This window comes from Shouchella rhizosphaerae (assembly GCF_036700015.1).
In the GTDB taxonomy this organism is placed as follows: domain Bacteria; phylum Bacillota; class Bacilli; order Bacillales; family Bacillaceae_D; genus Shouchella; species Shouchella rhizosphaerae.
Window position 1 is genome coordinate 1,336,536 of record NZ_CP144921.1, and the last position, 25,896, is coordinate 1,362,431.

Consider the following 25,896-nt stretch of genomic DNA (forward strand, 5'->3'; position numbering starts at 1 on the left):
TTCAGACACCTGCCTTTTTATATTGGTTTCGCAATGTTTTCCGCATTATCTTCCCGTAGCTGTTTTTTGGCAGTTCGTGCACAAATTCAATTACTTTCGGCTTTTTGTAGCGGGCCAAATGCTCCGTGCAATGGGCAATGAGCGCTGCTTCCGTGACAGGGGCGGCGCCAGCCTGCAATACGACATGGGCACAAATCAATTCTCCCCATTTTTCATCTGGGGCGCCGAAGACGCACGTTTCTTTCACAGCTGGATATTGATTGAGCACTTCTTCGACTTCCCGGGGATAGACGTTCAGGCCGCCAGTAATGATGACGTCCTTGGCCCGATCCATAAGATGCAAGTAGCCTTTATCGTCAAGACGGCCTAAGTCGCCGGTATAAAACCAGCCATCCTTGATTGCTTCAGCCGTTGCGGTTTCATTCTGCCAATAGCCTTTCATCACAAGCGAGCCTCGGCAGGCAACTTCGCCGATGTCGCCAACCGGCGCCTCTTCGCCGTCGGGCGCGACAATTTTCACTTCTGCAAATGGCCCGGTCGCTCCGCAAGAGCTCGGCCTCGCCCCGAGCTGCTGTTTTGGCATGATCGTGATCGCCATTGGCGCTTCAACGAGGCCATACGTTTCCGCAAGCTTTGGACCGAGCGCCGTTAATGCTTTTTGCAATTTAGGGACGGCAATTGGCGCACCAGCCATATTAATCGATTTCAGGCTGCGCAATTTAACAGGGTCAAAGCATGGGTCATGAACCATTAAGTTGACGAGTGTCGGCACCATGAACATCACCGTCACTTGCTGTTTTTCCAATTCATCGATAAAACCGCTCGGCTCAAACTTTTTAAATACGACTTGCTTCAGCCCATAGAACCATGCAGTTTGCGCCAAAAAATTCGTTCCGTGCGTTAACGGGGCGACATGCCCGATGGTGTCGCCATACGTGATCTCACAGGCTTGGATGAGCGATAGCGCGCCTGCTATCATGTTTCGGTGTGTCAGCATCGCCCCTTTCGGTTTCCCGGTTGTGCCTGACGTATACATAATCGCAAAAAGATCATCTTCGCCAACGGCGACATCAGGAAAATCATCGCTTTGCATTTGCAAAAACGGTTCGTATGCCTCCTCTACGTCGATTCGTTCAACGTTGGCGGAGAGGCCTGCCAGCAACTGCCTCTCGCCAATGACGACGCTCGCTCCTGCATGTTCAATAATGTAAGTCGCTTCTTTTGGGTGAAGCCTGTAGTTGACTGGTACTTTCACTAGTCCGGCAAATGCGATCGCCGCATCAATTTCAATATGCTCCTTGCGGTTGGACATGAGCGTGGCCACTCGGTCCCCTTTGTTCAATCCACTTTGCAATAAAGCATGAGCGAGCTGGCAGGCGCGTTTCTTTAACTGGCCATACGTAAGCGTCCCGTCTTCGTCGCTGACGGCAACGTTATCCGCATGCTGGAGCATAGCTTTTTTGGCGAGCGCCCCAATCGTTTCCATTTAATCCCCTCCTACACCGCTATGGTGAAAGTTGATAACTTTGTAACCTAAACTCGGATCATAGTGGCGTTTCCCCGTTACATGGCCAGCACTAATGACGCAATACTCTGCCGTAATGCATACTTTGTTGTAACCCCTTAAAAAATGGCCCGCCGATACCGTTTCATCTTGTTTTTCAATGATGCCATGCAAATGGAGATCTAGTTTTCCATGTTCATCTTCACAAATAAACCCTGTTGCTTGAATTAGTTCCACCGGCTCAGCAATAACGGTAGGTGGGGCATAGCCGTCTGTACGCCCGTTTTTCATTTTAAAAACCGTGAAACCGGCTTGCTTCAGTGAGCCAATGCAGGTAACCATCCCTGAACGAATGCCGTGTTGTTCGCATAACTCAATGATTTTGTCCATCAAGTCTTCTCCCGCACAAATCGAACCGAAATAGGTTTGGCTCTCCGACGCCTTAAAGAGATGGGACACACGCTCCTTCATTTCATCACTCCCTCTTTTTATCCGATTGCACTTCCTCCGCATACTTTTAATACTTCCCCTGTCACATAGTCGGCTTGGGGAGACGCTAAATAGACAACGGCTGCTGCAATATCTTCTGGTGTGCCCATCCGTTGGATCACTTGATTGGCCAATGGATAGTTCATTCCTTTCGTGATCTCGGTTGCTACTGGTCCTGGGGCAATGCTGTTGCACGTAATCCCTAACCGGCCCACTTCTTTGGCAACCCAGCGTGTAAACGCAATCACGCCGCCTTTGGAGGCCGCATAAGCTGGTCCAGATCGCTCTGCTCTTTCGCCCTCATTAAAAGCAAAAGGGCCGCCCATAATACCTGAGATCGAACTAATGTTAATGATCTTGCCGTTGCCTTGTTGTTTCATGTACGGATAGATCGCTGTTTGTGTCATTAAAAAGGTCCCACGCAAATTGGTGTCTATGTCTCGATGCCACATTTCATCTGTCATTGACTCTAAGTCGTAACGGCAACAAGTGCCGGCATTGTTGACGACAACGTCAATGCGTCCGAATCGACGATTAACCGCCTTCATCAGGCCTTCCACTTCATCGCGATTTTTTACATCTACCTCATAACAAACAACTTCTGCCCCACCGACATCGTTTGCAATCGTTTCCTTCGTCTGTTCACAAGACAGCACATCGACTAAAACGACATCGGCTCCTTCCTTCGCTAATTCGATCGCAGCAGCGGCGCCAATCCCCCGTGCTGCTCCTGTTACGATTGAGACTTTCCCTGCCATTTTCGACATTTCTGCCCACTCCTTTTTATTTAAAGATTCAATAAATCTGGCAACCAATTGGATACAGCTGGAACATACATGACGATGAGCAACACAACAATAGAAGAGACTAGAAAAGGACCAATTCCCCTTACAATTTGTTCAGATGGCACACCAGAAATGCCACTGGCCACAAATAAATTCAATCCGACAGGCGGCGTAAACAGGCCAATTGCCAATGCGACGGTCATGAGCACGCCGATCGTAGTCGGGTCAACGCCGACTTCAAGCAAAATCGGCATCAAAATCGGTACAAAGATATAAAATGCGGAAATGGCGTCTATAAACGCGCCAATCACCAACAAAATCACGGCTGTCAGAAGCAATAGGAGGACGCGGTTCTCCGTCATCCCTAGCACAGCTTGCGTCATCCCTTCCGCTACATGTTGCGTCGTCACGAGATAGGAGAACAATGAAGCAGCGCCAATAATGAACATAATGACTGCTGATTGTACAGACGAATCGACTAAAATTCGGCCGAGATGTTTCAGTTTTATTTCTCGGTAAAACACCCCGCCGACGAGCAGTGCATAAAACACCGCGACAACGGCAGCCTCCGTTGGCGTAAACATGCCTGAATAGATACCGCCCATAATGATGACAGGGACAAGCAACCCGAAAAGCGCTCGGTAAAACGCTTTCAAAATTGCTGCCAAAGAGGCGCGTTCCACGCTGGCTGCCGCTTCATCTGGACGCTTGCTAGCTGTTTGCAAGTGAGAAACGCGCTTACTTGCAAAAATGCTGGCAACGAGAAGACCGGCAGCAAGTAAAAGGCCCGGTATGATGCCTGCGACAAACAGGCGGCTAATGGAGATGCCAACAAAGTCATTGGCTATGACGCCAAAAATGATAAAGGCAATGCTTGGCGGCAAAATAATCCCTAATGCGCCTGAACTGGCAATCAACGCCGAAGCACTATTTTTGTTAAAGCCATTCTTAACAAGGGCAGGGATGAGGATCGCTCCCATTGCGGCAACCGTCGCCGGCCCTGAGCCAGAAATAGCCGAGAAAAACAACGCAGCGACAATGGCGACGATGACGATGCCGTTTTTCTTGTGGCCAAAACAAAGGTAGGCAAAGTCAACAAGCCGTTTAGAAATGCCCGAATAGCTCATAATGACGCCAGCTAACACAAAAAACGGAATTGCCAATAACGTAAATGAAGAAATGGAGGAATACATAATGCTAGGGAGAAGCGCCAACGACGAAAACCCCGAGCCCAACACGAGAATGACCAAAGCTGATACACCTAATGCAAAGGCAACAGGCACGTGGATCAACAACAAACAGAAGAACAATACAAAGAGCAACGCCGATAACATTACCGATTCACCTCTTTCGCCGCCATTTCCACCTTCCGCTGCTTCTCTCCCCCTTGCGTGAGCCTCTTGCTTTCGGTCACCCACATTTCAACCGTCCTTATGAAACAGAGCAAGCTACCGAGGGGAATCGCGGAAGTAAACAACCACTGCGGTATACTTAAAGCCGGCGTCACACGGCCCCGTTCTGCCTGTGCCAACACGAGTTCCATTGAAAAGTAAAACATGCAACTGAGAAAAACGATCATCACCAAACACGTAGCCGCTAAAGCCACTCGTTTCCACATGCCGCTCAACTTGTCATAGATAAAGCGAAAACCGAAGTGTGCCTGTTGTTTAATCGCAATCGACGCGCCAACAAACGTCATCAACACAAATAGATTGATCGTTATCTCTTCAGCAAACGAGAAAGAAGTATGAAACAAGTAGCGGGATAATACATTGGCAAATGTAATCACCGACATCGTCCCAAGTGAGACGGCAACCAACACATATTCAAAAATAGCCAAGCCTCTCAAACATACTCCCCCTAATCTTGTGCAGCCGCCTCTGTTAGAAACGTTTGCATATTTTCTTTCCCCCAAATGTCTTCAAAATGCTCGTATACAGGCTGAGCAGCATCGCGAAATTGTTGAATTTCTTCATCCGTTGGGTAATAAATGTCCATTCCTTTTTCCTTTAACTCTTCTAATTGCCTTTCTTCCTTGTTTCTTGCAATCTCGATTTGATACGCATTCGCTTCCTCGGCTAGCCTTGAAATCAGTTGTTGGTCTTCTCGATCAAGGGAGTCATACAACTCCTTATTCATGCCAAGGATTAAAGCGTCATACACGTAATTCCACATCGTCATGTAGCCTTGCACTTCTGAAAGCCCAGAAGAATAGGTGACATCGACTGGGTTCTCTTGGCCATCGATGGTGCCTTGTTGCAGAGCGGTGTACACTTCAGAAAAAGCCATTGTAATCGGGTCGGCTTCTTGATTGCGGAAATGGGTCGTAAACACCCCCATACTAGGCACCCTGATTTTTAAGTGTTTTAAGTCTTCTGGCTTTTTAATGGGCTGTGTGTCATTAGTAACTTGCCGAAATCCGCTTTCCGCAAAGCCAAGAGGTTCGACGCCCCTTTCACGCAGCATGGCATTAATCAGAGCTCCTGATTCGCCATTAAGCATCCGTTCTGCATCTTCATAGCTGTTTATTAAAAACGGCGCGCTCAAAATGCCAAATCGAGGATCGATGCCTGCGTAGATAATGCTGGAATTATAAGAGAATTCCTTTGTTCCATCCATCAACTGCTCAACTCCCGCTTCCGGGCTTCCAGCTGACAACTGTTCATTCGTGAAAATCGCTATGGTGATTCTGCCATCTGTTTCAGCCTCCACGTCATCGGCAAATTTTTTGGCCGCTTCATACCAAGTCGAACCACTGCCTACTGTAACCGTCATTTTCCATTCATAATGTGGTTTTTCATTTCCAGCAACGGACCGTTCACTACAGCTCCCAAGAAATAGTGTAAGCGCTACCAAAATAATGCTAAGCGCTTTCTTGCCCATAAGCGCTCCTCCTCTCTAACGTTTCCATCCTAAGTCAATCGAAATCAATTCCGCATAACGAAGCAATTGTTCAATTGTCGCTTTGCTTTTTTCATCGTCAAAACGCAAGGAAACACCGGCTACACTTAATGCCGCGATCATCGTGCCTGTCGCCTCCCTAATTGGCGCAGCGAATCCTTTTAAGCCAATTTCATACTCCTCCTCATCGATGGCATAGTTTTGCGCTCTAATGTGCACCAACTCCTTTCTTAATTGCACTTCATCTGCAAACGTGTTCTTTGTAAAAGGCTTTAATTCTGTATTTGCAAAAAAATCATCAAGCTGCTCTGGAGACAATTGTGACAAAAACAGTTTTCCAGACGCCACTGCATAAGAAGGTGCATGGCTTCCTGGCCCTAGAACGATTCGCACTGTTTGCGAGCTTTCAATTTTGTCCAAATACGTCACTTTAAACTGGTGAAACGAAGACAGCAAGACGCTTTCCCCTGTACTGTCAGCAAGCTTTTTTAAATAAGGTTTGGCCAATGCCTCAACATCATAATGGGCTTGCGCCATTTTCCCTAGCTGGATAAATTGTTGTGTCAACCGGACTTGATTGTTTTTCAACTTTTCCGTGTACCCCATCGTCTCTAAATTGGCCAGAAAACGATGCAATGTGCTCGGATTTAAGTTCAACTTTTTTGACAACTCTGTCGCTGTCATCGGTTTGGCGCAGAGCGACTCAATGATTTCAAACGCTTTTCGCAAACTTTTGTTTTGGTATTCCATTCTTATCAACTTCTTTCACATAGTGAAAATTGATTTTCCTTATATGAAAATTATAGCTGCACACGATAAAACCGTCAACAATTATTCTGAAAATAATTGCAAAACGTCGCCATGACTGCCTTTTTCACGAGGCACATATTCGTTTTAAAAAGCCATTAAGGGTGTTCGTCCACTAACAACAGAGGAACTCGCAAGGAGTGTGGCGAACGCCTAGTAGGAGGCGAAATTAAGCGAAAAATGTTCATCCACACACCCAGGCAGTGAGTGGCACCCTTAAGAAAGGGAAAAACGAATACGAGGGAAAAGCCTCTCATATGCTTTATCGTATCGAGGTTACGAGACGCATACATAGTTGGTGCGCGATTGGCTCTCTGCTTAAGGTGCGCATGTAAGAAAGCTCCCTTTTCTCGGCTTTTCGGGGCAAGATTGGACTCGTATTTCTACTTTTCGCGTTTTTGTTGAGAAAATAAAAAACTCTTACTCTATTACTGTTTTACTACTATAATAATTTACGTATGAACGATGTCGTCGTCGATCCAGAGGGGGGACGTTGAATATGTCTGTGGCCTTATCACCGGAAGAAGTCGGAGCTAAAATTGTTGAATGGTACAGCTGTATTATTGCCCGGTCCGTAGAACAATCGATTCAGCTTAAAGAAGAAGTCGATGGCATGATTGACCAAATGGAACCAAATGACCGAATGCTATCCTATTATTCATTAGTTGCGTTTCGCCATCATATCATGATGAACCAAGTAGGCAAAGGCGGAAAAGACCCTCATGCTATGCAGCAAGCCAGTGTTGCGGAAAACTCAATGGATCATTTGCTTAAGTATCTCTATTTTTTTGTTAGTGGCCAAAATGAATTTATGAACGAACGTTACCGCTCCGCGATTCGTCTTTTTCGTAAAGCAGAGCGTTTGCTTGAAAATGTTGAAGACAAAGCCGAAAGAGCCGATTTCCACTACTATATGGGTTCTTCCTTGTATCGGATAAGCCAATACCCGTATGCTGCCTCCCACATTGAAGAAGCGTTGGAGGCATTCAAGCGTTTAGGTTTCACAGAAAGGGTTGTCTTCTGCCAAGTAATACTTGGCGGCATTTATTCAGAAACAGGGGAGCACAAGAAAGCCTCGCTTCTATTTAAAGAAGCGATGTTGGCGGCAGGAAACCATTCAACGGCCAAAGTGATTGCCTTAAGGGCACTAGGATTAAATGCCGTAAGACAAAAAAATTACAGAAGCGCAAAGCGTTATTTTGAAGAGGCCTTGTCTGTTAAAGAACTAGGCAACCACATTCTTGGAGCCAAAAGCGAACATGACTTGGCCAATACATTGTATCGCCTAAATTTACCGGAAGAAGCAGCGCCTCATTTGAAAAAAGCTTATACAGGCGCCCACTATTTTGACAATCATGAATACAAAGCAAAGTGTTTAGCTACGACCGGTTTGTATGTAGACTCTGATCCATTACTCATTGACAAAGCTTTAAAAGATCTTGAAGACCGTGGCATGGACTTTGAAGTCGATGAAATCGCCGAGGAAGCGAGCGCGTTTTTCGAACAAATCGGCCATGAAGATTTAGCATTAAAGTATTTAAAAATTGCCTACCATGCGCGGCAAAATTTCTTTAAGCTAGGAGTCGATCAGGAATGAAAAAGGGATTGCTCGTATTGGCAGTCGCATTGGTATGCGTCTCGATTGCCCCTCCCCCATGGGGAGAAAACCATCCATCCATCATTCAGACAGATGGGAAAGTAGATTCTGGGCATTAACATCGTTGGCCTATACTAGATAAGGGGGCGCACCATCCTTCATTCTTTAAATGCTTGCGCTCGCTTTGAAGAATTTCCCTATATAGGCAACTTCCCTATTTGCTTTGTCGTGCATATACTGCCTACACCAAGAGGCAAAGGAGAGATCAAATGAGCAACAAAGCTGAATGGCAATTGCATGATCCTTATGTGTACGGCATGTTGGCGAAACAAATAGGTACGACGATCGGTGTGCAGACGACACGAGGGGCGTTGAGAGGCATACTTAAAGCGGTCCAACCTGACCATCTTGTTGTGGAAATGGGCGGGACTCCCTTTTATGTCCGCAGCCAGCAAATCATTTGGGTGCATCCAGCTAAAGTACACCAAGCGAAGGCTCAGCAAGTGAAACAGAAAAATTGACTAAGACAGCCTCCCTGGCGCATATGCATGAGCGTATGGGCTACTGAATAGGGAGGAAATGCTTATGATGAAACGAGTGAACAGAATTGCAATTGAGTTGCCGCGCCCAGAGCATGGCGATGCAAACGGTGCGGCAGCCGTGCAAGAGTTGATGGGCGGCAAGTTTGGCGAAATGTCGACGTTAAACAACTACATGTTCCAATCGTTCAATTTTCGAGGGAAAAAGAAATACAAACCGTTTTACGATTTAATTGCGAGCATTACGGCTGAGGAGTTTGGCCATGTCGAGTTGGTCGCCAATGCGATTAATTTAATGTCCTATGGAAACACGTTCCCAGGGGACCCAGACACAGCGCCACTACAAAACGGCAAAGATAAACGCTATTCTCTCCATTTCACGACAACTGCGCAAACGTCCTATCCAGGGGATGGCATGGGCCGTCCATGGAATGGCGATTTTGTCACCAATACTGGTGTATTAATCGAAGACCTGCTCCATAACTACGTGCTCGAAATCGGCGCCCGGACACATAAAGCGCGTGTGTACGAAATGACGACTAACCCAACTGCACGAGAACTATGCGGTTATTTGCTTGTGCGGGGAGGCACGCATATTATCGCCTATGCCAAAGCGATTAAAGTTGCAACAGGCATCGATATCGGAAAAATGCTTCCAGTCCCCCATCCTGATAACAATGCCTTTGATACTGCCCGGAAATACATGGACCAAGGCCTCTACAATGTGCTTTATACATGGGATGAACCTGAGTACCGGGACATTCGTCAAATTTGGAAAGGAGAAAACCCAGAAACGGGCGAGCCGCTCCATGTCATTGATGGCATGCCTGAAGGGGCGCCTGTGCCAGACTTTGAAGAAAAACCGGAAATGTTTGCGCCAGGAATTGATCCTGATGATTATATGAAAATAGTAAAACGGTTAAAAGAAAACCTATGATGAATGTGAGCCAAGTGGATCAGCAAGGTCCTTTGGCTTTTTTGTTGTAACTCCTTAAAGAGAGAGCCTTTTCACGATCGCAAAAATCATGTATGATGGACGAAATACGCAAATTTCAGGAGGAAAAAGGATGAACGCTGAACAGTTTCCTTAACGTCAATACCCGATTCGCGCGCCTCCTCTCTCCCAGCAAATCAGCCCTTAAATTGAAAGCAGATGGAGGAGAAAACGATGCGAACATATAACGAAATGATTAACTTGTTGCTAGGTGTGGCCAAATCAGACGAACGGATCAGGGCCGTATGTATGAATGGATCTCGAACCAACCGAAATGCCCGAAAAGACCCGTTTCAAGATTACGACATTGTTTACATTGTCCGTGACGTCGACTCTTTTGTCTCCGATCCTGGCTGGATTGATTGTTTTGGCGAACGAATCATCATGCAGACGCCAGAAAAGATGACGCTCATTCCGCCAGAAAGCGACGGGACATTTGCATACTTGATGTTATTTACAGATGGAAACCGGATTGATTTAACACTTTGTCCAATCGAAAGGCGCGCGACTTGGAACCAAGGCGACCGCTTGTCTGTCGTGTTATTGGACAAAGATGAAGCGTTGCCGCCATTGCCTGCACCGACTGATTGTGATTATTGGGTCCAAAAGCCGAACCAAACCCTTTATTCAGATTGCTGCAATGAATTTTGGTGGGTGTCCACCTATGTCGCAAAAGGATTGTGGCGCCAAGAGTTTACGTATGCATACGATCACTTGAATGTCATCCGGGCCATGCTTTTGCGCATGCTGGAATGGACAGTTGGCATCGACAACGAGTTTCGCGTCAGCGTTGGCAAACATGGCAAATATCTCGAACAGTATGTGGACGAAGAACGGTGGCAGCTGTTTCTATCGACTTTCCCTAGCCCCACTTACGAAGATATGTGGCGCGCGCTATGGGCGATGGCACACCTTTTTGAAGAGCTAGCGCAAGAGGTGGCCTCCTGCTTCTCGCTTGACTACCGACACACAGATGCTGAAAACGTACAAACGTACTTGCGGCACATTCACGCTTTGCCCGAAGACGCAACAGAGATTTACTAAAAAATCCGGAGCCTTATCAATCGATAAGGCTCCTTCCGACTTAGCCGCTTGCTTATGTCGTTTTTTATCTCGGTCCTCTATGCTTTAGCATGAAAACAGGAACCCCGTCCCGCGCCTGACAAACGGTTGTCTACATGATGTTGGCTCTACCAGCAACTCTCTTTAACGAGACGACAACATAAAATCCCGCGCCTCGACCGCTTGCTTTTTCAACCTGTCTTTATCGATGCCAACCAACTGGCCGTTGCGCTTTTTTGCTTTGCCTGCGACAAAGACGCTATCGACATTTCCTGGATGTGCCGCTTGTGCTACAGCACCAAATGGGTCCGTTACCGGCAGCAAATTCACATCATCACACCGAAGCATAATCAAATCAGCTTCTTTCCCTGGCGTGAGTGTGCCAATCTTGTCTTCAAGCATTAACGCTTTTGCCCCCTCGATTGTGGCAGCTTCTAGCATTTGTTTCGTCGACAACGGCACTTGTTCAGGCATGATCCCTTCATCCAATAGACGTTGGTTTTCTTTTGCACGCTCTGCTTGCAAGGCAAACTTCATTTGCGCAAATAGGTCACCGCCAGTCGATGTGACCACGTCCACTCCTAGTGCAGTGGTTACGCCACGTTCAATCGCAGCCCCCGTCACCGGATAGCCATGCCCCATCATCATTTCAATTTCAGGCGTAATCGACAAGCTGCCGCCAAAATCGCGGAGCAGTTCCAACTCCTCGTTCGCAATCGCATTTCCATGGACAATGTTTAGATCAGGCCCAAGAAGGCCAGCCTTGTGCAACTTGGTGACAGAACGGTCTTGTGCACCCCAGTTGCCAAAGCCGAGATGCATGCTGCAAACGAGGCCAAGGCGGCGCGCTGCTTCGATTTCAGCAATAGTCGCTTCCCAAGAGGAAAATTCCGGCCCACGAATCGCCAGCGCCATTGTCACAAGCTCTCCGTCTGAGGCAAAATAAGCGTTTTTCACTTCTTCTGCTTTCGCCGCTAAGTCGAGCCGGCTCTCTCGGTTCCAATAGCTCTCTTCCCCAGGTGAACCATAGGCAAAGCGGGCTCGGATGCCTGAAGCACGCAACCCAGCTATAAGCTGTTCGGTATGTTCATCCGAGTTAATCATTGTCCAATCTAAAAGCGTTGTTACTCCTCCATCGAGGGCCTCAACAGCACCTAGCCATTGGGCGATGTAATCATCTTCCGGCCGCCGTTTGCTGCCTAGGTTGCCAAAATAGATGGATTGTAAATACGTCTGCAACGACCAATCACTGCCAATGCCACGGATAATCGACTGCCACGTATGGCGGTGCGTATCAACAAGCCCTGGCATGACAATCATCCCAGCGGCATCAACGATTTCGGCGTCAACCCCCTCGATCGTTTGCTCCACAGCAGCAATTTTCGATCCTTCCACAAGCAAGTCTGCCCCATTCAGAACACCCAACTTGTGGTCAAGTGTGAGGATCGTTCCGCCTTTAAAAAGCACTTTGTCTGTCAATGAAATTCCCCCTTTGTTTATCGCTCGCCAAAACAAATCATTGGCGCGTACCGTTTCGTTTTTCGTAAAATAAATAAAGGAAGCGACTTGATTGGAGGGCTGCTTTTATGGAAAACTACCACCCCGATGAATGCTTAGTGAACACAGCGCTAGCGCCGATTATCGGCAAATGGAAAGTGTTGATCCTTCTTCACATTGACTATCACACAACATTGCGCTTTAATGAGTTGCGCCGCGCCATTCCCGACATCACCCAAAGAGTGCTAACCGCCCATTTGCGTGAGCTTGAACAAGAACATTTAATCGAGCGCCGCGTTTTTGGCCAAGGTCGCCCGAAAGTCGAGTATTCGCTATCAGAGCATGGCCAAACACTCCAGCCGATTTTGCGGCAACTGCATGCATGGGGCAAAGCACACCATGCTTATCTGGCGGCGCAACAACAGAAATAGACATTATTGCGAGGGCGGGCCAAATTTGCCAGCGCGAAAATCAGCATAGGCTTCTTCAATTTCCTCGATCGTATTCATGACAAACGGACCATGGGCAACGACCTGTTCGCGCAGTGGCTTTCCTGAATAGACAAGCACTTTTGATCGCTGCAAGGCACGGACACGTAGGACGCTTTCGGTTTGTCCCGTTTCATTTGGCCAATTGAACAAGCCGACACCCGTTTTTCCTAAAACGACTTCGTTTGCCTCTGGCCCAAAAGCCAACTCCCCTTGCAGCACATAAAGATGGCCATTGTCCTGTGCAGGCAGCGTTAAATCGTACTCCGCCCCCGCCTGCAACGATAGCTCCACCATCTGCACAGGGACTGCAGAACGGAGCGGCCCAGTCACACCGGCCGTTTCCCCGGAATAAACACGCAGTGAACCGCCGTCTATTTCGACTACTGGCGCTTCTTCCAGACGGACGTCCTGGTAACTGGCAGGCGAGCGCTTTAATGCTTTCGGCAAATTCACCCACAACTGCAACGTATGAATGACATCGTCGGCAAATGCCTCCTCCGCATGGCGGGCAGCGTAACCTGCATTCATGTATTGGACATCGCCTGCGTCCAAAATCGAATAACCGCCATGGTTATCGGAATGTTCCAACCTGCCGTCAATCACATACGTGATCGTTTGAAAACCGCGATGAGGATGGTCGGAAAACGTCCCTCGTTTAAACCAGTCATCAGCCATCACAACAAAAGGATCAAAATCCTGCTCTCGCCCTGGCGGCAACACCCATCCTTGTTGCACATGGGCATACCCATTTTGCCTATACTGGACATACCAATGCTCGCGAATCGTGCGTGCAATTTGCGCTTCCATTTTTCTGCCTCCTTTACCGTAAGTATAAACAAGTTCCACACTGGAAAAAATGAGGCACTTTCAACTCTGTAAGTTCCTTTGGAGATACTTTTGTTTTTTCGAAATGATGGAGAAATGACATCGCCACAATATTTCACTGACGGTGCAGTCTCAGCCAATAGAAAAAGGAGCCGCCCCGCCGGGAAACTCCTTCTATCACCATAGCTATGCCCAATCATTCATTTAAAGCCCTCACGCAAATACGTTGCAATTGCCTCAATGGTTGCCTTAAAAGCATCGTTCTGTTGGAATAATGATAGCACTGTCTGAATGAGCATAAGACGTGGCTCCGGTTGATTGAGTTCTTCTTTTAACAACTTTATATTAGCTCGAAGTGCATCACGCTCGGTTCCTGATAGAGGCACATCCTCAATTTGCTGCTCTAAAAGAGTTACGAAACGTGCCACTTCCTCCTTTGCCGACATTTGGCGTGTCTGGATTGGTTGATATTTACAAAATGGTTCCATCAAGCGGTGCGAAAGAAGGGGCTGTTTCACTTCCCCATACTTCACCAGGAGATCGAGATAAAAAACTACCATTTGCGCCCCATGTGAAAAGTCAAGTTCCTCTTCATAGTGAGAGCCTACTTCCACATACTCTTTTACAGCCGACTCATAGAACAAAACCAGGTCCCAAACATGGTCAAACTCTCTTGAGTAAGCGCGCTCAATATTCTGCCTTAAACGATGGTAGGATTGAATTTTATACTCTCTAATCGGTTCGTCTAATTCCCGGAACTCTTCTTGCTCCATTACAAAAGGAATCAGATAATAGATTTTTCGATTGCCATACAAACTCCTCATATATAGTTCCGTTTTCCGCAAAAATTTCTCTTTTGCTTCAAGCCCACTTTCCTCAATTGCTTGCTCCTCGCTATCAGTCAAAAAATGCCGGTACTCTAACAGTTTAAAAAAGAGTTCTTTCTTTGATGAAAAATGTTTGTAAAACGTACCCTTGGACATTTTACATATAGTGACAATCTCTTGCACGCTTGTGGCTGAGTAGCCCTTTTCACTGAATAGCTGAAAGGCCACACGCATAATATCTGCTTGTTTCACCATTTAACGTTCCCCTCTTAGACGGATTATGTCCTTTCATTGATTATAAAGGTTCATCGAAGATTTTTTTACTTTCATAAGAAAGTACTTCCCCTTCCAACCATAGTACTAATAAGTACCTATGTGTATTTTCCCCTTTTAATAAAAGATACTAGTAAGTTTTGACTCGCGATTCTACCAGTGCTATCATAAATTAAAACTTCCATAAAATGGAGGAAACCATCACGCAAAAAGGAGAGAACGCACAAATGAATCCTATCGCTCAGCTAGGACAAAAACGGTTTGTTTCACTTGATCTCGCTAGAGGTTTTATGCTTCTTCTTGTCGCCCTCGCCCATGCATCGTTGTTTTTGGGCAGCTCCTTGTTAACCCGTCCCGAAAGTATGAGTATGTACGATACCATTGTCAATTATCTTTCTGTCTTTTTGGTTGATAACCGGGCGAGAGCGATGTTTGCGTTATTGTTTGGCTACGGCCTGACCTTGATTGTGCGCAGTTACGTAAAACGAAACAAACCAATAAAAGAGGCAAAAACATCTCTTTACCGCAGGGCATGGTTTCCGATTTTATTTGGTTTCATCCTCTCCGTTCTGATCGGTGGAAAAGACATCCTCGCCATCTATGGGACTGCCCTTCTCGCGTGTTGTTGGCTACTGTTCCGAAGCGACAAAACCGTACTCCGAAGCATCATGGCCTTATCCCTTGTTTATGTCGTCATTTTGCCGCTCACATGGATAGCGATGGCCTATGCACAATTTAATGGAAACACGATCCTTCCAGGCAATTACACACATTACTTCGAACGAGTCACAAGCCAATTTATCCAATTTGCTACAGGCGGACCATTCATCGCTCATTTTCTGCTGCCTGTTGGGGTATCGATCCTTATAGGCATATGGGCTGGACGAAAAGGCTTGTTAAATGAAAGCCCAAAGAACAAACCATTCTTGAAAAAAGCGGCTGTTTACGGCCTTTCCATATCCTTGATCGGCGCTCTTCCCCACGCCTTATACAGCAACCAACTGATCGAGTTGCCGCCAGCCTTAGTCGGCTTGACGTTCTCCTTGCATATGGCAACAGGCATTTTAGGGGGTGTTGCTTACGCCGCTATCTTTGGCTTAATAGGACCGAAAATAACAAACCCAAGCGGTATTGTATGGGCGATCACGTCCCTCGGAAAACGATCGCTTACGTTTTTTATCTACAACGAAATCATGTTAATTGTGCTGTTCTCAAAACAAACACTTAATCTAGGAAACCAACTAGGCATGGCTGCAGGCTGGGGACTCACTCTCTGCATTTGTCTCACAGCCCTTGGCTGCGCCGCATGGCTCGAATCCAAACAAAAAAGCGGCCCAATTGACCACCTGTTCCGTAAGCTCGTATACCGGAAATCATCTCCTCGTGCATCGTAGAAAAGCGGCCGTGTAGGCTGCTTTTTAAACAGGGAAAAATGCGGGTATTTCCCCAGAACCTACTTTCATTTTTAAAAATAAAATGGCAACAACAGGTGCCGCTTACTATCAAAACAAAGAATATGGTGCCCGATGCTTATTTATGGAAGGCCTTTATATTAAAAACAACTTTGATTTGATCGATCAGGCCATACAGATCTAGAAAAGGAAGGAATGGATTTTGAAGTAGGTGAACTGGCAGAAGAAGCAGCTCAATTTGCAGAAAAGGAAGGAAAAACCAAGCTGGCTGAAGTATATGAAAGTTGCACATGAGGCGCGTCTGTACCAAAACACTTTAGGAGTTAATCAATTTGTTTAAACGGATTGTTTTTCTATCGCTTCTAGTAATTGCCCTTACTTTAGGAGTTAGCCCAAACGGTGAAAAAGTGGATATTACATTCTTACCGACAGAGTCTTCCCATCTCACCTAAATGAAGGGTACTATTTCTAGCTTTTCGCCAGTCGGCTCCCTTTTTCGATTCGAGCCGAGTAAAGAGTTTTTCGGTTTTGTTTCTAATTGTTTTTAAATAGCAACCACCCCTATTCTAATACTTTATCATTCATGGAATTAGGAGTGGTTGCTATTTTTTTTCGTACCAATGTTGTTCATCAAGCTTTTGTAAATATTCATTTGCTTCTTCCAATAAGCTAATATCTTTTTGCTCTATTGCTTGCCTTGTCAATTCTAAGCTTTCTTCAAGGGAGTGTTGTATCTCACTTGAAACGTCAAATTCTTTTGCCAACCGAATTGTACTTTCATGATGATCTAGCACGTTTTCAAATTCTACTAAATCTTCATCAGTGAAATCAAATGTTTCCTGTAGCGTCGCATGATAAATCATCGCTGTATTATGAATACCGTCTAAAACCGCCCTGTGAATATTCTTATCATTACCTGCACTGCTAGCCTCTACGTCTTCATTTTCTTGACTGATTTCTTCCTTTATTTCCATGTCATTTGATGGAGCTGAACACCCTGTCGCAATAAACGTCATTGTTAATCCTAGCATTAGTGTTTTTTTCATTGAGATACTCCCTCTTGAAATATTGGTACGCCTACGGTTTTGACAAATTGCGAAACTGCGGACCTGGCTAATTTTGATGGTGATTCCAAACAACCCCTCCATTAAGCCAAAAGCGCGTTTGCTTCGTCAATATTGGCAAACGGATTAATTATGTTGCTTATTCCTTAATTCCTCTAATACCTGTTTCTCTGTTTCGAGAATTTGTTCAAGTAGACTAATAGACTTATTATGAAACTCTTGGGCATTTTTAATTGCTTGTTCGTTTAATTTTTGTGTTTTCGTATTGGCTCTGGCTGCATATGCTATAAGAGTCAAACACAATGCAAAAGCTTAAATCATGAAAGGGCTCACTTTACTCCTTCTAAATAGAAAAAAATGGTTATAGCCAATTCAGATTAGCCAAATGGATAGTAAATGTCAAACTCAATTTTTTGATGGAAAACGCTGAAAACGCCTTTGAATAATGTGCATTTCTAAAAGAGATAAAAACGAACTGGCTGACTTAGTACTTGTCCTGCTTAGCCCGTCCCCTACTTACATATCTCTCCCCCAAGCATAATGTTTGCGCTCTCGCTTAAAAAGGTACAAACTAATAGCAACACTTTTTGAAAGGATGGTTCCAATGGATGCAGTCGGTTATGATATGTTAAACCAACAATTTATAAGCGCGTTAGAGTCACTTGCCTTTGCCACGCCTAGCGATGAGCAGGAGATGGCTGCGGCAGTATTGCGTCTCATTCAGCACAAACCTGAAGCCATCCATGTCATTGACAATGACTATAAGGAAGCGGCCATCATGGAGCACTGGACAAACTCCACGTGCAAAAAAGAATGTACGTCTGTTTAAGCTTTTTTGAGTCACCATATAAGATCGATTACCGACTTTTAGCGAAGCCCCTTTGATAAGGAGGCTTCGCTTTTGTTATATTTGGACGCGCTTCGATCAGCATCCATCTATTTTATATTGATGGTGCCGTGTGTACTGAATAGCTCCACTGTGTGTGATGCCTCCCCAATTGTTCCCTCTTTTAATTTCTCTGTACTCTTTGTTTCTTTCATATTAGCCAATCCAACTGTCATATCGGCTGATTCGCTTTGGGCGGTAAGCTGTAATGAAGCAGGAGCTTCTTTGTATGACAGGGTGATGTCGCCAGACTTCGTTTCGACAAAAAGGGATTCTCCTTCTGTTGCTTCTTTGACAGATACTTCACCGTCTGTTGAAGTAATGTTCATCTTAGAACTTGTTACATTGGTTAAATCGCTATCTCCAGCCTTAGAAGCTACGACCAATTCCTGCAATGAACTATTGTCTACGGTTAATTCACCATCGATTGAAGTAAATTGTCCCTTTTCAACAGCTATCCCGGCTATTCTTTCACTTCCTGAGCTGTTTGTAACAATGAGGTTTGTCGTCGCTATATTTTTCATTTCGATATCGCCATTATTGTTTGACACTGTGATTGTGTTGATTTTATTGTCTGGAATTGAGACAGAAATCGTACCGTTCTTTCCAAAGCTGAACCCTCGTGAGCCGCCTGTTTCATCTGACTGTTGAATCGTCATTTTGTTTCCTTGCTTTTCTATCGTTACAGGGTCCCTTTGTTTATTTTTCTGTGTGCCCTCGGCTGTAATCGTTAGTTGTGTTGATTCAGCTTGTTTGAGTTCCACATCCCATGATTCATTATTGATTTCGATTTCTTCAATTTCCGCCGAGTTAAAGGATTCTTCTGCTTGGAATTGATTCTCCCCTATCTTAGTAAACCCGTAAACGAGTCCGCCAATTGCGGCGCATGCAACGAGAATGGCCATGATTCGTTTCATTTTTCTTCCTCCTTTCTTGACGTTTAAATAAGATCGATTTTATCTAGGTGATGAAAAGAAAAATAGCCAATCATCAGGCCTCCTACACAGAATAGGATCGGCACTCCAATGAATTGAAACAGGCTTGTTTGATCGACTCCATCTGAAACTGATCCGTTGATTAAAAAACCAATTAGTACAGCTGAAGTAATAGTGGCAGCCGTTGATTTTTTCCTCATGCCAAAATACAACGGAATTAGGCTGATTCCGGCAATCATAAATGCTTGAAGAAAAACAGAGGGGATTGTTCCAAGAATATCGCTTAAGTGCACCGGTTTTTCAAAGAATCCAATGATTGGATTTAAATAAAACGCAAGTATATTGATCATAATGGAAGCTAGAATCATGCTGAAAAAACAAAACCCAAAGACAATGAACAATTTGCTTCGCATTACTTTCTTTCTTTGTAGTGGATAGGTAAACAACAATTGAACCGTGTTTCTTTTGTACTCCTCGATAACTAAACGAGATAAAACAGTGGCTGAAAAAATGATAAATACAATTCTAACCAATATATTTGTTAACGACATGAATTCAAAATAATCCGGAAACATAATGTCTTCTTGTCCTTTTGATCCCCATCCCATAAGGGCAACCGCCGCAAAGATCGTTGTGATTGAAATGACGACTCCTTTAAAATAACGGGATAAGTGATTTTTTCTCCATTCTAATTTGATCAGTTTAAGCATGGTGCCCTCCTTCGTTAATAAAATTTAAAAAATACGCTTCTAAATGATGTTGTTTCATTTCCATTTTGCTCATTTCCACATCGTTTTCCACCAACTGTTTATTCATTTGAGCTTGAGAAAGACTTTGATCAAAAATTCGAATCGACCGTTGATTTACAATTTGATACTTTTTGATGCCCAGCTTCTTTTTTAGAATGGTCAATGTTTTTTCCAAGTCGTTGACTTCGATTTCAAGATAGTGGTCATTTCCTTTTCGGATTTCTTCCATTTTCACTTCTTTTAACAGTTTTCCTCGATTGATGATCCCGACCGTATCGGCGATCGCTTCCACTTCGGAAACAATATGACTTGAAATCAAGATCGTAACGCCGTATTTTTGTTTTAACAACACTAGCAGTTCTCGAATGTCTTTGATTCCGATTGGATCAAGCCCATTAATCGGTTCATCAAGAATGAGAATTTCTGGTTTTGTCACGATTGCCCGAGCAATCGCTAATCGCTGCTTCATTCCTAAAGAAAGTTCATCGATTCTTTTTTGCTCGACACCGACAAGGCCGACCACTTCTAATGCTTCTTTGACTGCATGTTGATCATGTTCGTCATGGTAATGACAATGAAGCTCGAGATTTTCTTTCACGGTAAGCCGCTCATAAAATACAGGGTTTTCGATAATGCTGCCGATATTCTTTAAATACAAATAGGATGTTGGTTTGACCGATTGATTGGAGACCAGAATTTCACCAGAACAAGGCTTGACTAAATTCAAAATCATTTTCATAATTGTCGTTTTCCCTGCCCCATTCGGACCTAAAAAACCATAAATTTCGCCTTTGTTTATCTTCATATTGACATTAGAGATTGTTTCGATTCCCTTAAACTTCTTATACAATTGGTGGATTTGGATAATGGCTTCCATTCTTATTTCCTCCTGATTCCCTTAATGGGGTACAATAAGCGTATTGATTTGTTACACACTTAGCTTAATCCATGAAAGTAAAATCAAAGTAAACAGGAAGGAAAATGCCTGTAATTTTTTCAGGATTGGGATTGAAATGAGGGATTATAAAAGTGGAGCACGCAAAAATTTTAATAGTCGATGATGAAATAGGCATCGTAAAGCTACTGGAAATTACACTTGAAAAAGAAAATTTTATTCATATAGACAAAGCAACAACGGGGAAAGAGGCGCTGCAATTAACGAAAGAAAAAACATTCAACCTCATTTTGCTTGATATCATGCTTCCAGATATTAGCGGATTTGAATTATGTACAGAAATACGACGAAATACGGATACGCCCATTATTTTTGTTAGTTCCCGGGCTACAGACTTTGATAAATTAACGGGATTAGGGATCGGCGGAGATGATTATATTACAAAGCCTTTCAACCCTTTAGAAGTCATTGCCCGCATCAAGGCCATTCTTCGGCGCCAAAAAATGTATGAACGTTCAGAGAAGAAGCCGGTATACGATTACGGCTACTTCGCGTTTTATCCGGAATCAGCGATATTAATGGTTCAAAATCAAACAGTAGAATGCACGGCAAAAGAGCTGGAGTTGCTGCATTTTTTTTGTGAAAATCCTAATCGTATTTTCACTACAGCCCAGCTTTATGAACGCGTTTGGGGAAATGATGTGTTTGGAGAAGAAAAAACAGTGACCATCCATATATCCAAGCTGCGAAAGAAACTTGGCGATGATACGCGCAAACCAAAAATCATTGTCAACCTTCGGGGAATTGGCTATAAATTTATCCCTCCAAATGAGGGCTTGCCATGGGAATAAAAACGCGCTTCACCCTTCATTTCGCTTTGGGGCTTACCCTTTGGCTGCTAGGGACTGGGCTTAGTCTAGTGATTCTCTTTGAAGTCCTTCTTCCCTTATTCGATGTGGTGGTTGGTGAAAATACGGAAGGACTACTAGTTGGATCGATTTTTGCACTAAGCACTCTTGTTTGTATTGGCCTCTTTGGCTGGTATTTTGGCGGGCCGATTGCTTTTATCATGAGATGGATCCATCAGCTCTCGCAAGGGAATTACAAGCAGCCTCCAGGCCTACGGAAGATTTACACGCGAAAAGAAACATTGCGGATGCGTTATCTTCTTTATAAGGAAGTGCTCCATTCCCTTCAATTATTGGCTGAGCAATTACAAGCAAATGAAGTAGAAAGGAAAAAAATCGAACAAGCAAAACAGGAATGGATAGCAGGTATTTCCCATGATTTGAAAACGCCTTTAACATATATCACAGGATATTCTACCCTTTTATTAACGAATCAGTATGAATGGTCAACAGAGGAAGCCCGCTCTTTTACTCAGGAGATTTATGATAAGGGCAAACATATGGAAGAGTTAATTCAAGATTTGAATCTTGTCTTAAAATTGAATGATGGCGTTCACCTGTTCCCTATCAACACGACGAGCCAGGATTTGGTTGAATTTACGAAAAGGGTCGTTGCCGATATTAGCAATAGCCCACAAGCTGTTGACTATCGCCTCCATTTTAAAACGAACAAGCCAAGAATCGACGTCGACTTTGACGACAAATTTATGCAACGCATTTTGCAAAACATTTTAATGAATTCGATCATCCATAATCCCGAACCCGTTGACATCTATATAGAGCTTTTCGATTACAACGAACAGGCAAGAATCCATATAACAGATAACGGCATAGGCATGCCGACTCATATGATGGAAAATCTTTTTCAACAATACTATCGGGGGGCCACGACAGATTCAGCCTCTGAGGGGACTGGACTTGGTATGGCCATTGTCTATAACCTTGTTCGTGCTCATCATGGGACAATCTCTGTAGAAAGCGAACCATCTAAAGGGACATCGTTCGATATTCACTTCCCGAAAAAAGGACGCCCTCAAGACAATATGTCTTGAGGCGTCCTTTTCATGATCGAGCCTTTCGGCTGGCTCGCGCCACACGTTCACAGGCCCCTACTGAAATTCCTCTGGCAAAACAATTTATAGTAAAATGGAGTTATTCGGAAGAGGAGGCGTATCCATTGATTACGGTTGTTGGCAGTATAAACATTGATCTTGTCGTCCATACGGGCACCATGCCTGTCTTAGGGGAAACAGTGCTTGGCGGCGAGTTTCAAACGAATCCAGGAGGAAAAGGGGCCAATCAAGCAGTTGCTGCGGCAAGGCTTGGTGCTGACGTGACGATGATAGGCAAAGTCGGCAATGACCCGTACGGAAAGCTTGTCACAGACAACTTACAAAACGAACAAATTAACACGGATTACATAGAGGTTGAGAAGGACGGACATACAGGCGTAGCCATGATTACGGTCACAAACAACGACAATGCGATTGTTGTCGCGCCCGGAGCCAATTTCAGTTGGAAGCCCGAGGAGGCCGCCCAATACCGTGATGTGTTCAAACAGACAAACGTCCTCGTGCTTCAACTTGAAGTGCCGCTCCCTTTTATCGAGGAAATCGCTAAAATAGGCAAGGAAGAACGATGCATCGTCATTCTAAATCCTGCCCCCGCACAGCCGTTGCCGTCATCGTTGCTTGATCTCGTTGATTATATCACTCCAAATGAAACAGAGTGCCAGACGATTTTTAAGCAATCGGTTGAACAAGCGGTCCAGAGATATCCAAACAAGCTGCTTGTAACAGAAGGAAAAAAAGGCGCCGCCTACCACGACGGCCAACAGCTTGTTCAAGTGAACGGATTCCCAGCAAACGTCGTCGATACCACCGGAGCAGGCGATACATTCAATGGCGCCCTTGCCGCAGCTTTGGCGTCTGGCCAGCAATTAGCCGAAGCCTTGCCATTTGCTAATGCTGCTGCTTCGCTATCGGTAGAACAGGCAGGCGCACAGGTAGGGATGCCGTCAAAACAACAAGTGTTGGCCCGTCTAGGCTCATCATAAACAAGAGGCTCTTTCCTAAAGGGAAGGGCCTCCAGTCGTCGTTTCCGAGGGGCTTTGAAGCATATGAAGCTGTGGACGACTCGCCAATCATACAGCAACAAAACGCCTATATGGACTTCTCACTCGCTCTCTCAATCAACACAGTGAATAACCGTGCCATCGCTGCATCGTTTGCTGCTAATTCTTCTGGATGCCATTGGACGCCAAGGACATAGGGCATTCCGGCTTTGCCTTCTACTGCCTCAATGACGCCATCAGCGGCCGAGGCGACCTGCTTTAATGGTGGAGCAAGCCTGCTGATTGCCTGGTGATGCAAACTGTTCACCCTTATCTCTTCGGAGCCGATCACCTGATGCAACAGGCTATCTTTCACAATCTGAATACGGTGAGTCACATCTGTGCGGCCTGCTTCCTGGTAGTGTTTGCAAGCATTTGGCAGGCCTGTTTCAATGTCCTGCATCAAGCTTCCTCCTAAAGCAACGTTCAAGACGCCAATGCCTCTGCAAATCGCAAAAATCGGCTTTTTCTGCTGCAAAGCTTGTTTGACTAGTTCCATTTCTACTTCATCACGTTGTTTAAATGTTTTTTGTAGTTTTGGTGAAGGTTCAGCCTTATATAAATATGGATCTACATCCTCGCCGCTGCTTAAGATTAAGCCATCGCATGCTTTTATCCAATCAGAAGCAAGCTCGACGTTCCCTACAGGGAGCACAATCGGCACACCTCCAGCGTTCATGACGGCTTTGACGACCTTTTCGGCGAGGTCTACACTTGGAATTTGATTATGAAGGGCAATTGTGCTCGTAATTCCTATTACTGGTTTAGCCATCGCAAGCATCCTCTCTTTCTATTGCCTGCTGTTAGTGTTGCTTGTCCGTCTGGAAAACATACCTTGCCACGCACTTTCATCCTAATACCTTGGTCCTAGAAGCGCCGCCTCTTCCTGGACATTGCTAAAAATGGGTTGTACTCTTCCTCCGCATAATTATTCAAATCATTCAGTAAAAAAAGCCGAAAAGTCTTGACGATTTCCCAATAAATCGCTGATAATAAACGAACAAGCTTCATTCGAACAAACGATCAACACGCTATTCTGTTTTGGTAAGTGGCTTCATTTTTTATTACGACTGTTGCTGTCACTCGTTTTTTTTATGTAAAACGACTGAACGTAATTGAACAAATTTTCAATGAAAGGTGATAAAAGATGACCGTTGCTGTTTCCCCTGAGAAAGCAGGAGCCACAATTGCCGAGTGGTACAGTTGCATCATTGCCCGTTCCGTGGAACAAGCTTCACAATTAAAGGAAAAAGTGGATGCGATGTTTAAGCAGATTGAAAAAAATGAACGTTTGCTCGCCTATTATGCACTCGTCAACTTTCGCTACCGTCTTATGTGCAAACAAGCTAGCCAAAGAGGCGCTGACGACGAAATGTTGAAGAGGGCCGGGATGGTAGCTGAGGAATCAGTCGACCATCTATTGAAATATTTATATTATTTTTCATGCGGCCAAAATGAATTTGTCAATGAACGCTATCGCTCCGCCATTACCTTATTCCGCAAAGCTGAACGCTTGCTCGAATATGTGGAAAACAAAGAAGAAGAAGCGGAATTTCATTACTATATGGGCCTCTCCCTTTACCGGATCAGCCAGTACCCATTTGCTGGTTCTTATATTGAAGAAGCACTCGTCGAATTTAACCGTTTAGGGAACAAGGAACGTTCCATCCATTGCCAAACGATCCTTGGGGGCATTTATTCGGAAACCAAGCAATACGATAAAGCGGTGCTGATTCTTAATGAAGCGCTCGCCGCCGCTCATCCATACCCTTTTTCCAAAATGGCGGTCCTTCGCGCTTTAGGCCTGAACGCCCTTAGGTACCATCATTACGAACAAGCTCGGCAATGGTTTGAAAAAACTTTGTCTTACCATGAATTCCAGCATACTCTTATCGGTGTCAAAAACACGTACAATTTAGCCAATACATTGTATCGCTTGAATTTGTCCCAACACGCAGCGCCTTATTTGAAGAAGGCGGCAATCGGGGCAGAGTTTTACCGAAATAAAGAATACAAAGCGCGATGTTTAGCGACTAGAGGATTATATGCAGAAGGCAACTATGCACTGATTGACAAAGCAATTGAGCAGTTAGATAAGGAAGGCTTTGACTTTGAAGTGGACGAGCTTGCAGAAGAAGCAGCGACTTATTTTGAACAAGCCGGACATACAACATTGGCGTTAAAATACTTAAAAATTGCCTACCACGCTAAGCAAAACTTGTTTAAATTAGGCGCAGGCCAATAACCATTGCTCTTCTAGCCCAGGCTGCCAATGGCCAAGCAAAATTAACCATTCCGCTAAGTAGGAGAACAACCAATTAAAGCGGCTCCCGCAGGAGGGGC

At 44.8% G+C, this 25,896-nt stretch carries 27 protein-coding genes; 12 read left to right on the forward strand and 15 right to left on the reverse strand.

Going from position 1 to position 25,896, the window contains the following annotated elements; translation table 11 throughout:
- Window position 1: 1 nt before the first annotated feature.
- The 7 genes from V5G21_RS06770 to V5G21_RS06800 are packed head-to-tail and all read right to left on the reverse strand — an operon-like array spanning window position 2 to window position 6,429.
- A complete protein-coding gene (locus V5G21_RS06770; protein WP_338465412.1) occupies window positions 2-1,486 on the reverse strand; it encodes a class I adenylate-forming enzyme family protein in 1,485 nt (494 codons plus the stop codon).
- Window positions 1,487-1,975, reverse strand: a complete 489-nt coding sequence (locus V5G21_RS06775; RefSeq protein WP_050748997.1) for a PPC domain-containing DNA-binding protein — start codon at window positions 1,973-1,975, stop codon at window positions 1,487-1,489.
- A gap of 17 nt (window positions 1,976-1,992) precedes the next feature.
- The gene (locus V5G21_RS06780) at window positions 1,993-2,760 is read right to left on the reverse strand and encodes an SDR family NAD(P)-dependent oxidoreductase (RefSeq protein WP_035203566.1); all 768 of its coding nucleotides are present in this window, start codon (window positions 2,758-2,760) and stop codon (window positions 1,993-1,995) included.
- Window positions 2,761-2,780: 20 nt separating this feature from the next.
- Entirely contained in the window at window positions 2,781-4,196 is a 1,416-nt protein-coding gene (locus tag V5G21_RS06785) for a TRAP transporter large permease (protein WP_306344998.1), read from the reverse strand.
- Entirely contained in the window at window positions 4,112-4,627 is a 516-nt protein-coding gene (locus V5G21_RS06790; protein ID WP_073304576.1) for a TRAP transporter small permease, read from the reverse strand. The genes V5G21_RS06785 and V5G21_RS06790 overlap by 85 nt, the downstream gene beginning before the upstream one ends.
- A gap of 11 nt (window positions 4,628-4,638) precedes the next feature.
- Window positions 4,639-5,661, reverse strand: a complete 1,023-nt coding sequence (locus tag V5G21_RS06795; protein WP_251225538.1) for a DctP family TRAP transporter solute-binding subunit — start codon at window positions 5,659-5,661, stop codon at window positions 4,639-4,641.
- Between the two features lie 15 nt (window positions 5,662-5,676).
- Window positions 5,677-6,429: an IclR family transcriptional regulator gene (locus V5G21_RS06800; RefSeq protein ID WP_041824147.1), complete on the reverse strand. Its 753-nt coding sequence runs from the start codon at window positions 6,427-6,429 to the stop codon at window positions 5,677-5,679.
- A gap of 556 nt (window positions 6,430-6,985) precedes the next feature.
- Here V5G21_RS06800 and V5G21_RS06805 point away from each other — a divergent pair.
- The 5 genes from V5G21_RS06805 (at window position 6,986) to V5G21_RS06825 (ending at window position 10,660) form a co-directional block, all read left to right on the forward strand.
- Window positions 6,986-8,083: a Rap family tetratricopeptide repeat protein gene (locus V5G21_RS06805; protein ID WP_338465413.1), complete on the forward strand. Its 1,098-nt coding sequence runs from the start codon at window positions 6,986-6,988 to the stop codon at window positions 8,081-8,083.
- Complete coding sequence (locus V5G21_RS06810; protein WP_257391330.1) at window positions 8,080-8,202, forward strand: hypothetical protein; 123 nt, start codon at window positions 8,080-8,082, stop codon at window positions 8,200-8,202. Before V5G21_RS06805 ends, V5G21_RS06810 begins: the two co-directional genes overlap by 4 nt.
- A 150-nt stretch (window positions 8,203-8,352) precedes the next feature.
- Window positions 8,353-8,604, forward strand: coding sequence for a YuzF family protein (locus V5G21_RS06815; protein ID WP_011248464.1), 252 nt, complete (start codon window positions 8,353-8,355; stop codon window positions 8,602-8,604).
- Between the two features lie 64 nt (window positions 8,605-8,668).
- A complete protein-coding gene (locus V5G21_RS06820; RefSeq protein ID WP_011248465.1) occupies window positions 8,669-9,559 on the forward strand; it encodes a manganese catalase family protein in 891 nt (296 codons plus the stop codon).
- Between the two features lie 231 nt (window positions 9,560-9,790).
- Window positions 9,791-10,660, forward strand: a complete 870-nt coding sequence (locus V5G21_RS06825; RefSeq protein WP_035203572.1) for an aminoglycoside 6-adenylyltransferase — start codon at window positions 9,791-9,793, stop codon at window positions 10,658-10,660.
- A gap of 162 nt (window positions 10,661-10,822) precedes the next feature.
- On the opposite strand, the gene V5G21_RS06830 is transcribed toward V5G21_RS06825, so the two are convergent.
- The gene (locus V5G21_RS06830; protein WP_212930357.1) at window positions 10,823-12,157 is read right to left on the reverse strand and encodes an amidohydrolase family protein; all 1,335 of its coding nucleotides are present in this window, start codon (window positions 12,155-12,157) and stop codon (window positions 10,823-10,825) included.
- 107 nt (window positions 12,158-12,264) lie between these two features.
- Here V5G21_RS06830 and V5G21_RS06835 point away from each other — a divergent pair, with 107 nt between their 5' ends.
- Window positions 12,265-12,606 carry a winged helix-turn-helix transcriptional regulator gene (locus tag V5G21_RS06835; RefSeq protein WP_094425079.1) on the forward strand — a complete coding sequence of 114 codons (342 nt, stop codon included), beginning with the start codon at window positions 12,265-12,267 and terminating at the stop codon, window positions 12,604-12,606.
- Window positions 12,607-12,609: 3 nt separating this feature from the next.
- Here the strand turns inward: V5G21_RS06835 and V5G21_RS06840 are convergent, their stop codons facing one another.
- Together V5G21_RS06840 and V5G21_RS06845 are read right to left on the reverse strand one after the other, a co-directional pair.
- Window positions 12,610-13,473, reverse strand: a complete 864-nt coding sequence (locus V5G21_RS06840; RefSeq protein WP_338465414.1) for a pirin family protein — start codon at window positions 13,471-13,473, stop codon at window positions 12,610-12,612.
- 218 nt (window positions 13,474-13,691) lie between these two features.
- A complete protein-coding gene (locus V5G21_RS06845) occupies window positions 13,692-14,573 on the reverse strand; it encodes a TetR/AcrR family transcriptional regulator (protein WP_338465415.1) in 882 nt (293 codons plus the stop codon).
- Window positions 14,574-14,818: 245 nt separating this feature from the next.
- On the opposite strand from V5G21_RS06845, the gene V5G21_RS06850 reads away from it, so the two are divergent.
- Entirely contained in the window at window positions 14,819-15,985 is a 1,167-nt protein-coding gene (locus tag V5G21_RS06850; RefSeq protein WP_011248472.1) for a DUF418 domain-containing protein, read from the forward strand.
- 620 nt (window positions 15,986-16,605) lie between these two features.
- On the opposite strand, the gene V5G21_RS06855 is transcribed toward V5G21_RS06850, so the two are convergent.
- Window positions 16,606-17,049: a hypothetical protein gene (locus V5G21_RS06855; protein ID WP_011248473.1), complete on the reverse strand. Its 444-nt coding sequence runs from the start codon at window positions 17,047-17,049 to the stop codon at window positions 16,606-16,608.
- A 622-nt stretch (window positions 17,050-17,671) separates the two neighbouring features.
- Between V5G21_RS06855 and V5G21_RS06860 the strand changes: the two genes are divergently transcribed.
- Entirely contained in the window at window positions 17,672-17,896 is a 225-nt protein-coding gene (locus V5G21_RS06860; protein ID WP_011248475.1) for a hypothetical protein, read from the forward strand.
- Between the two features lie 107 nt (window positions 17,897-18,003).
- Here the strand turns inward: V5G21_RS06860 and V5G21_RS06865 are convergent, their stop codons facing one another.
- Genes V5G21_RS06865 through V5G21_RS06875 form a run of 3 tightly spaced genes read right to left on the reverse strand, consistent with a single transcriptional unit; the run spans window position 18,004 to window position 20,514 of the window.
- A complete protein-coding gene (locus tag V5G21_RS06865) occupies window positions 18,004-18,870 on the reverse strand; it encodes a DUF4097 domain-containing protein (RefSeq protein ID WP_338465416.1) in 867 nt (288 codons plus the stop codon).
- A gap of 23 nt (window positions 18,871-18,893) precedes the next feature.
- On the reverse strand, window positions 18,894-19,598 hold the full coding sequence (locus tag V5G21_RS06870; RefSeq protein WP_338465417.1) for an ABC transporter permease: 705 nt from the start codon (window positions 19,596-19,598) through the stop codon (window positions 18,894-18,896).
- Window positions 19,591-20,514 carry an ABC transporter ATP-binding protein gene (locus V5G21_RS06875; protein ID WP_338465419.1) on the reverse strand — a complete coding sequence of 308 codons (924 nt, stop codon included), beginning with the start codon at window positions 20,512-20,514 and terminating at the stop codon, window positions 19,591-19,593. Before V5G21_RS06875 ends, V5G21_RS06870 begins: the two co-directional genes overlap by 8 nt.
- Before the next feature lie 152 nt (window positions 20,515-20,666).
- On the opposite strand from V5G21_RS06875, the gene V5G21_RS06880 reads away from it, so the two are divergent.
- The 3 genes from V5G21_RS06880 to rbsK all read left to right on the forward strand — a co-directional run bounded on the left by V5G21_RS06880 (window position 20,667) and on the right by rbsK (window position 23,496).
- Window positions 20,667-21,383 (forward strand): response regulator transcription factor, encoded by a 717-nt coding sequence (locus V5G21_RS06880; RefSeq protein WP_011248479.1) that lies wholly within the window; start codon window positions 20,667-20,669, stop codon window positions 21,381-21,383.
- Window positions 21,374-22,492, forward strand: a complete 1,119-nt coding sequence (locus V5G21_RS06885; protein ID WP_011248480.1) for a sensor histidine kinase — start codon at window positions 21,374-21,376, stop codon at window positions 22,490-22,492. The genes V5G21_RS06880 and V5G21_RS06885 overlap by 10 nt, the downstream gene beginning before the upstream one ends.
- Before the next feature lie 179 nt (window positions 22,493-22,671).
- Window positions 22,672-23,496 (forward strand): ribokinase, encoded by an 825-nt coding sequence (gene rbsK, locus V5G21_RS06890; RefSeq protein ID WP_338465517.1) that lies wholly within the window; start codon window positions 22,672-22,674, stop codon window positions 23,494-23,496.
- Window positions 23,497-23,602: 106 nt separating this feature from the next.
- Here the strand turns inward: rbsK and V5G21_RS06895 are convergent, their stop codons facing one another.
- A complete protein-coding gene (locus V5G21_RS06895) occupies window positions 23,603-24,325 on the reverse strand; it encodes a gamma-glutamyl-gamma-aminobutyrate hydrolase family protein (protein ID WP_338465420.1) in 723 nt (240 codons plus the stop codon).
- Between the two features lie 375 nt (window positions 24,326-24,700).
- On the opposite strand from V5G21_RS06895, the gene V5G21_RS06900 reads away from it, so the two are divergent.
- Complete coding sequence (locus V5G21_RS06900) at window positions 24,701-25,798, forward strand: RapH N-terminal domain-containing protein (protein WP_011248483.1); 1,098 nt, start codon at window positions 24,701-24,703, stop codon at window positions 25,796-25,798.
- The last annotated feature ends 98 nt before the right edge of the window (window positions 25,799-25,896 follow it).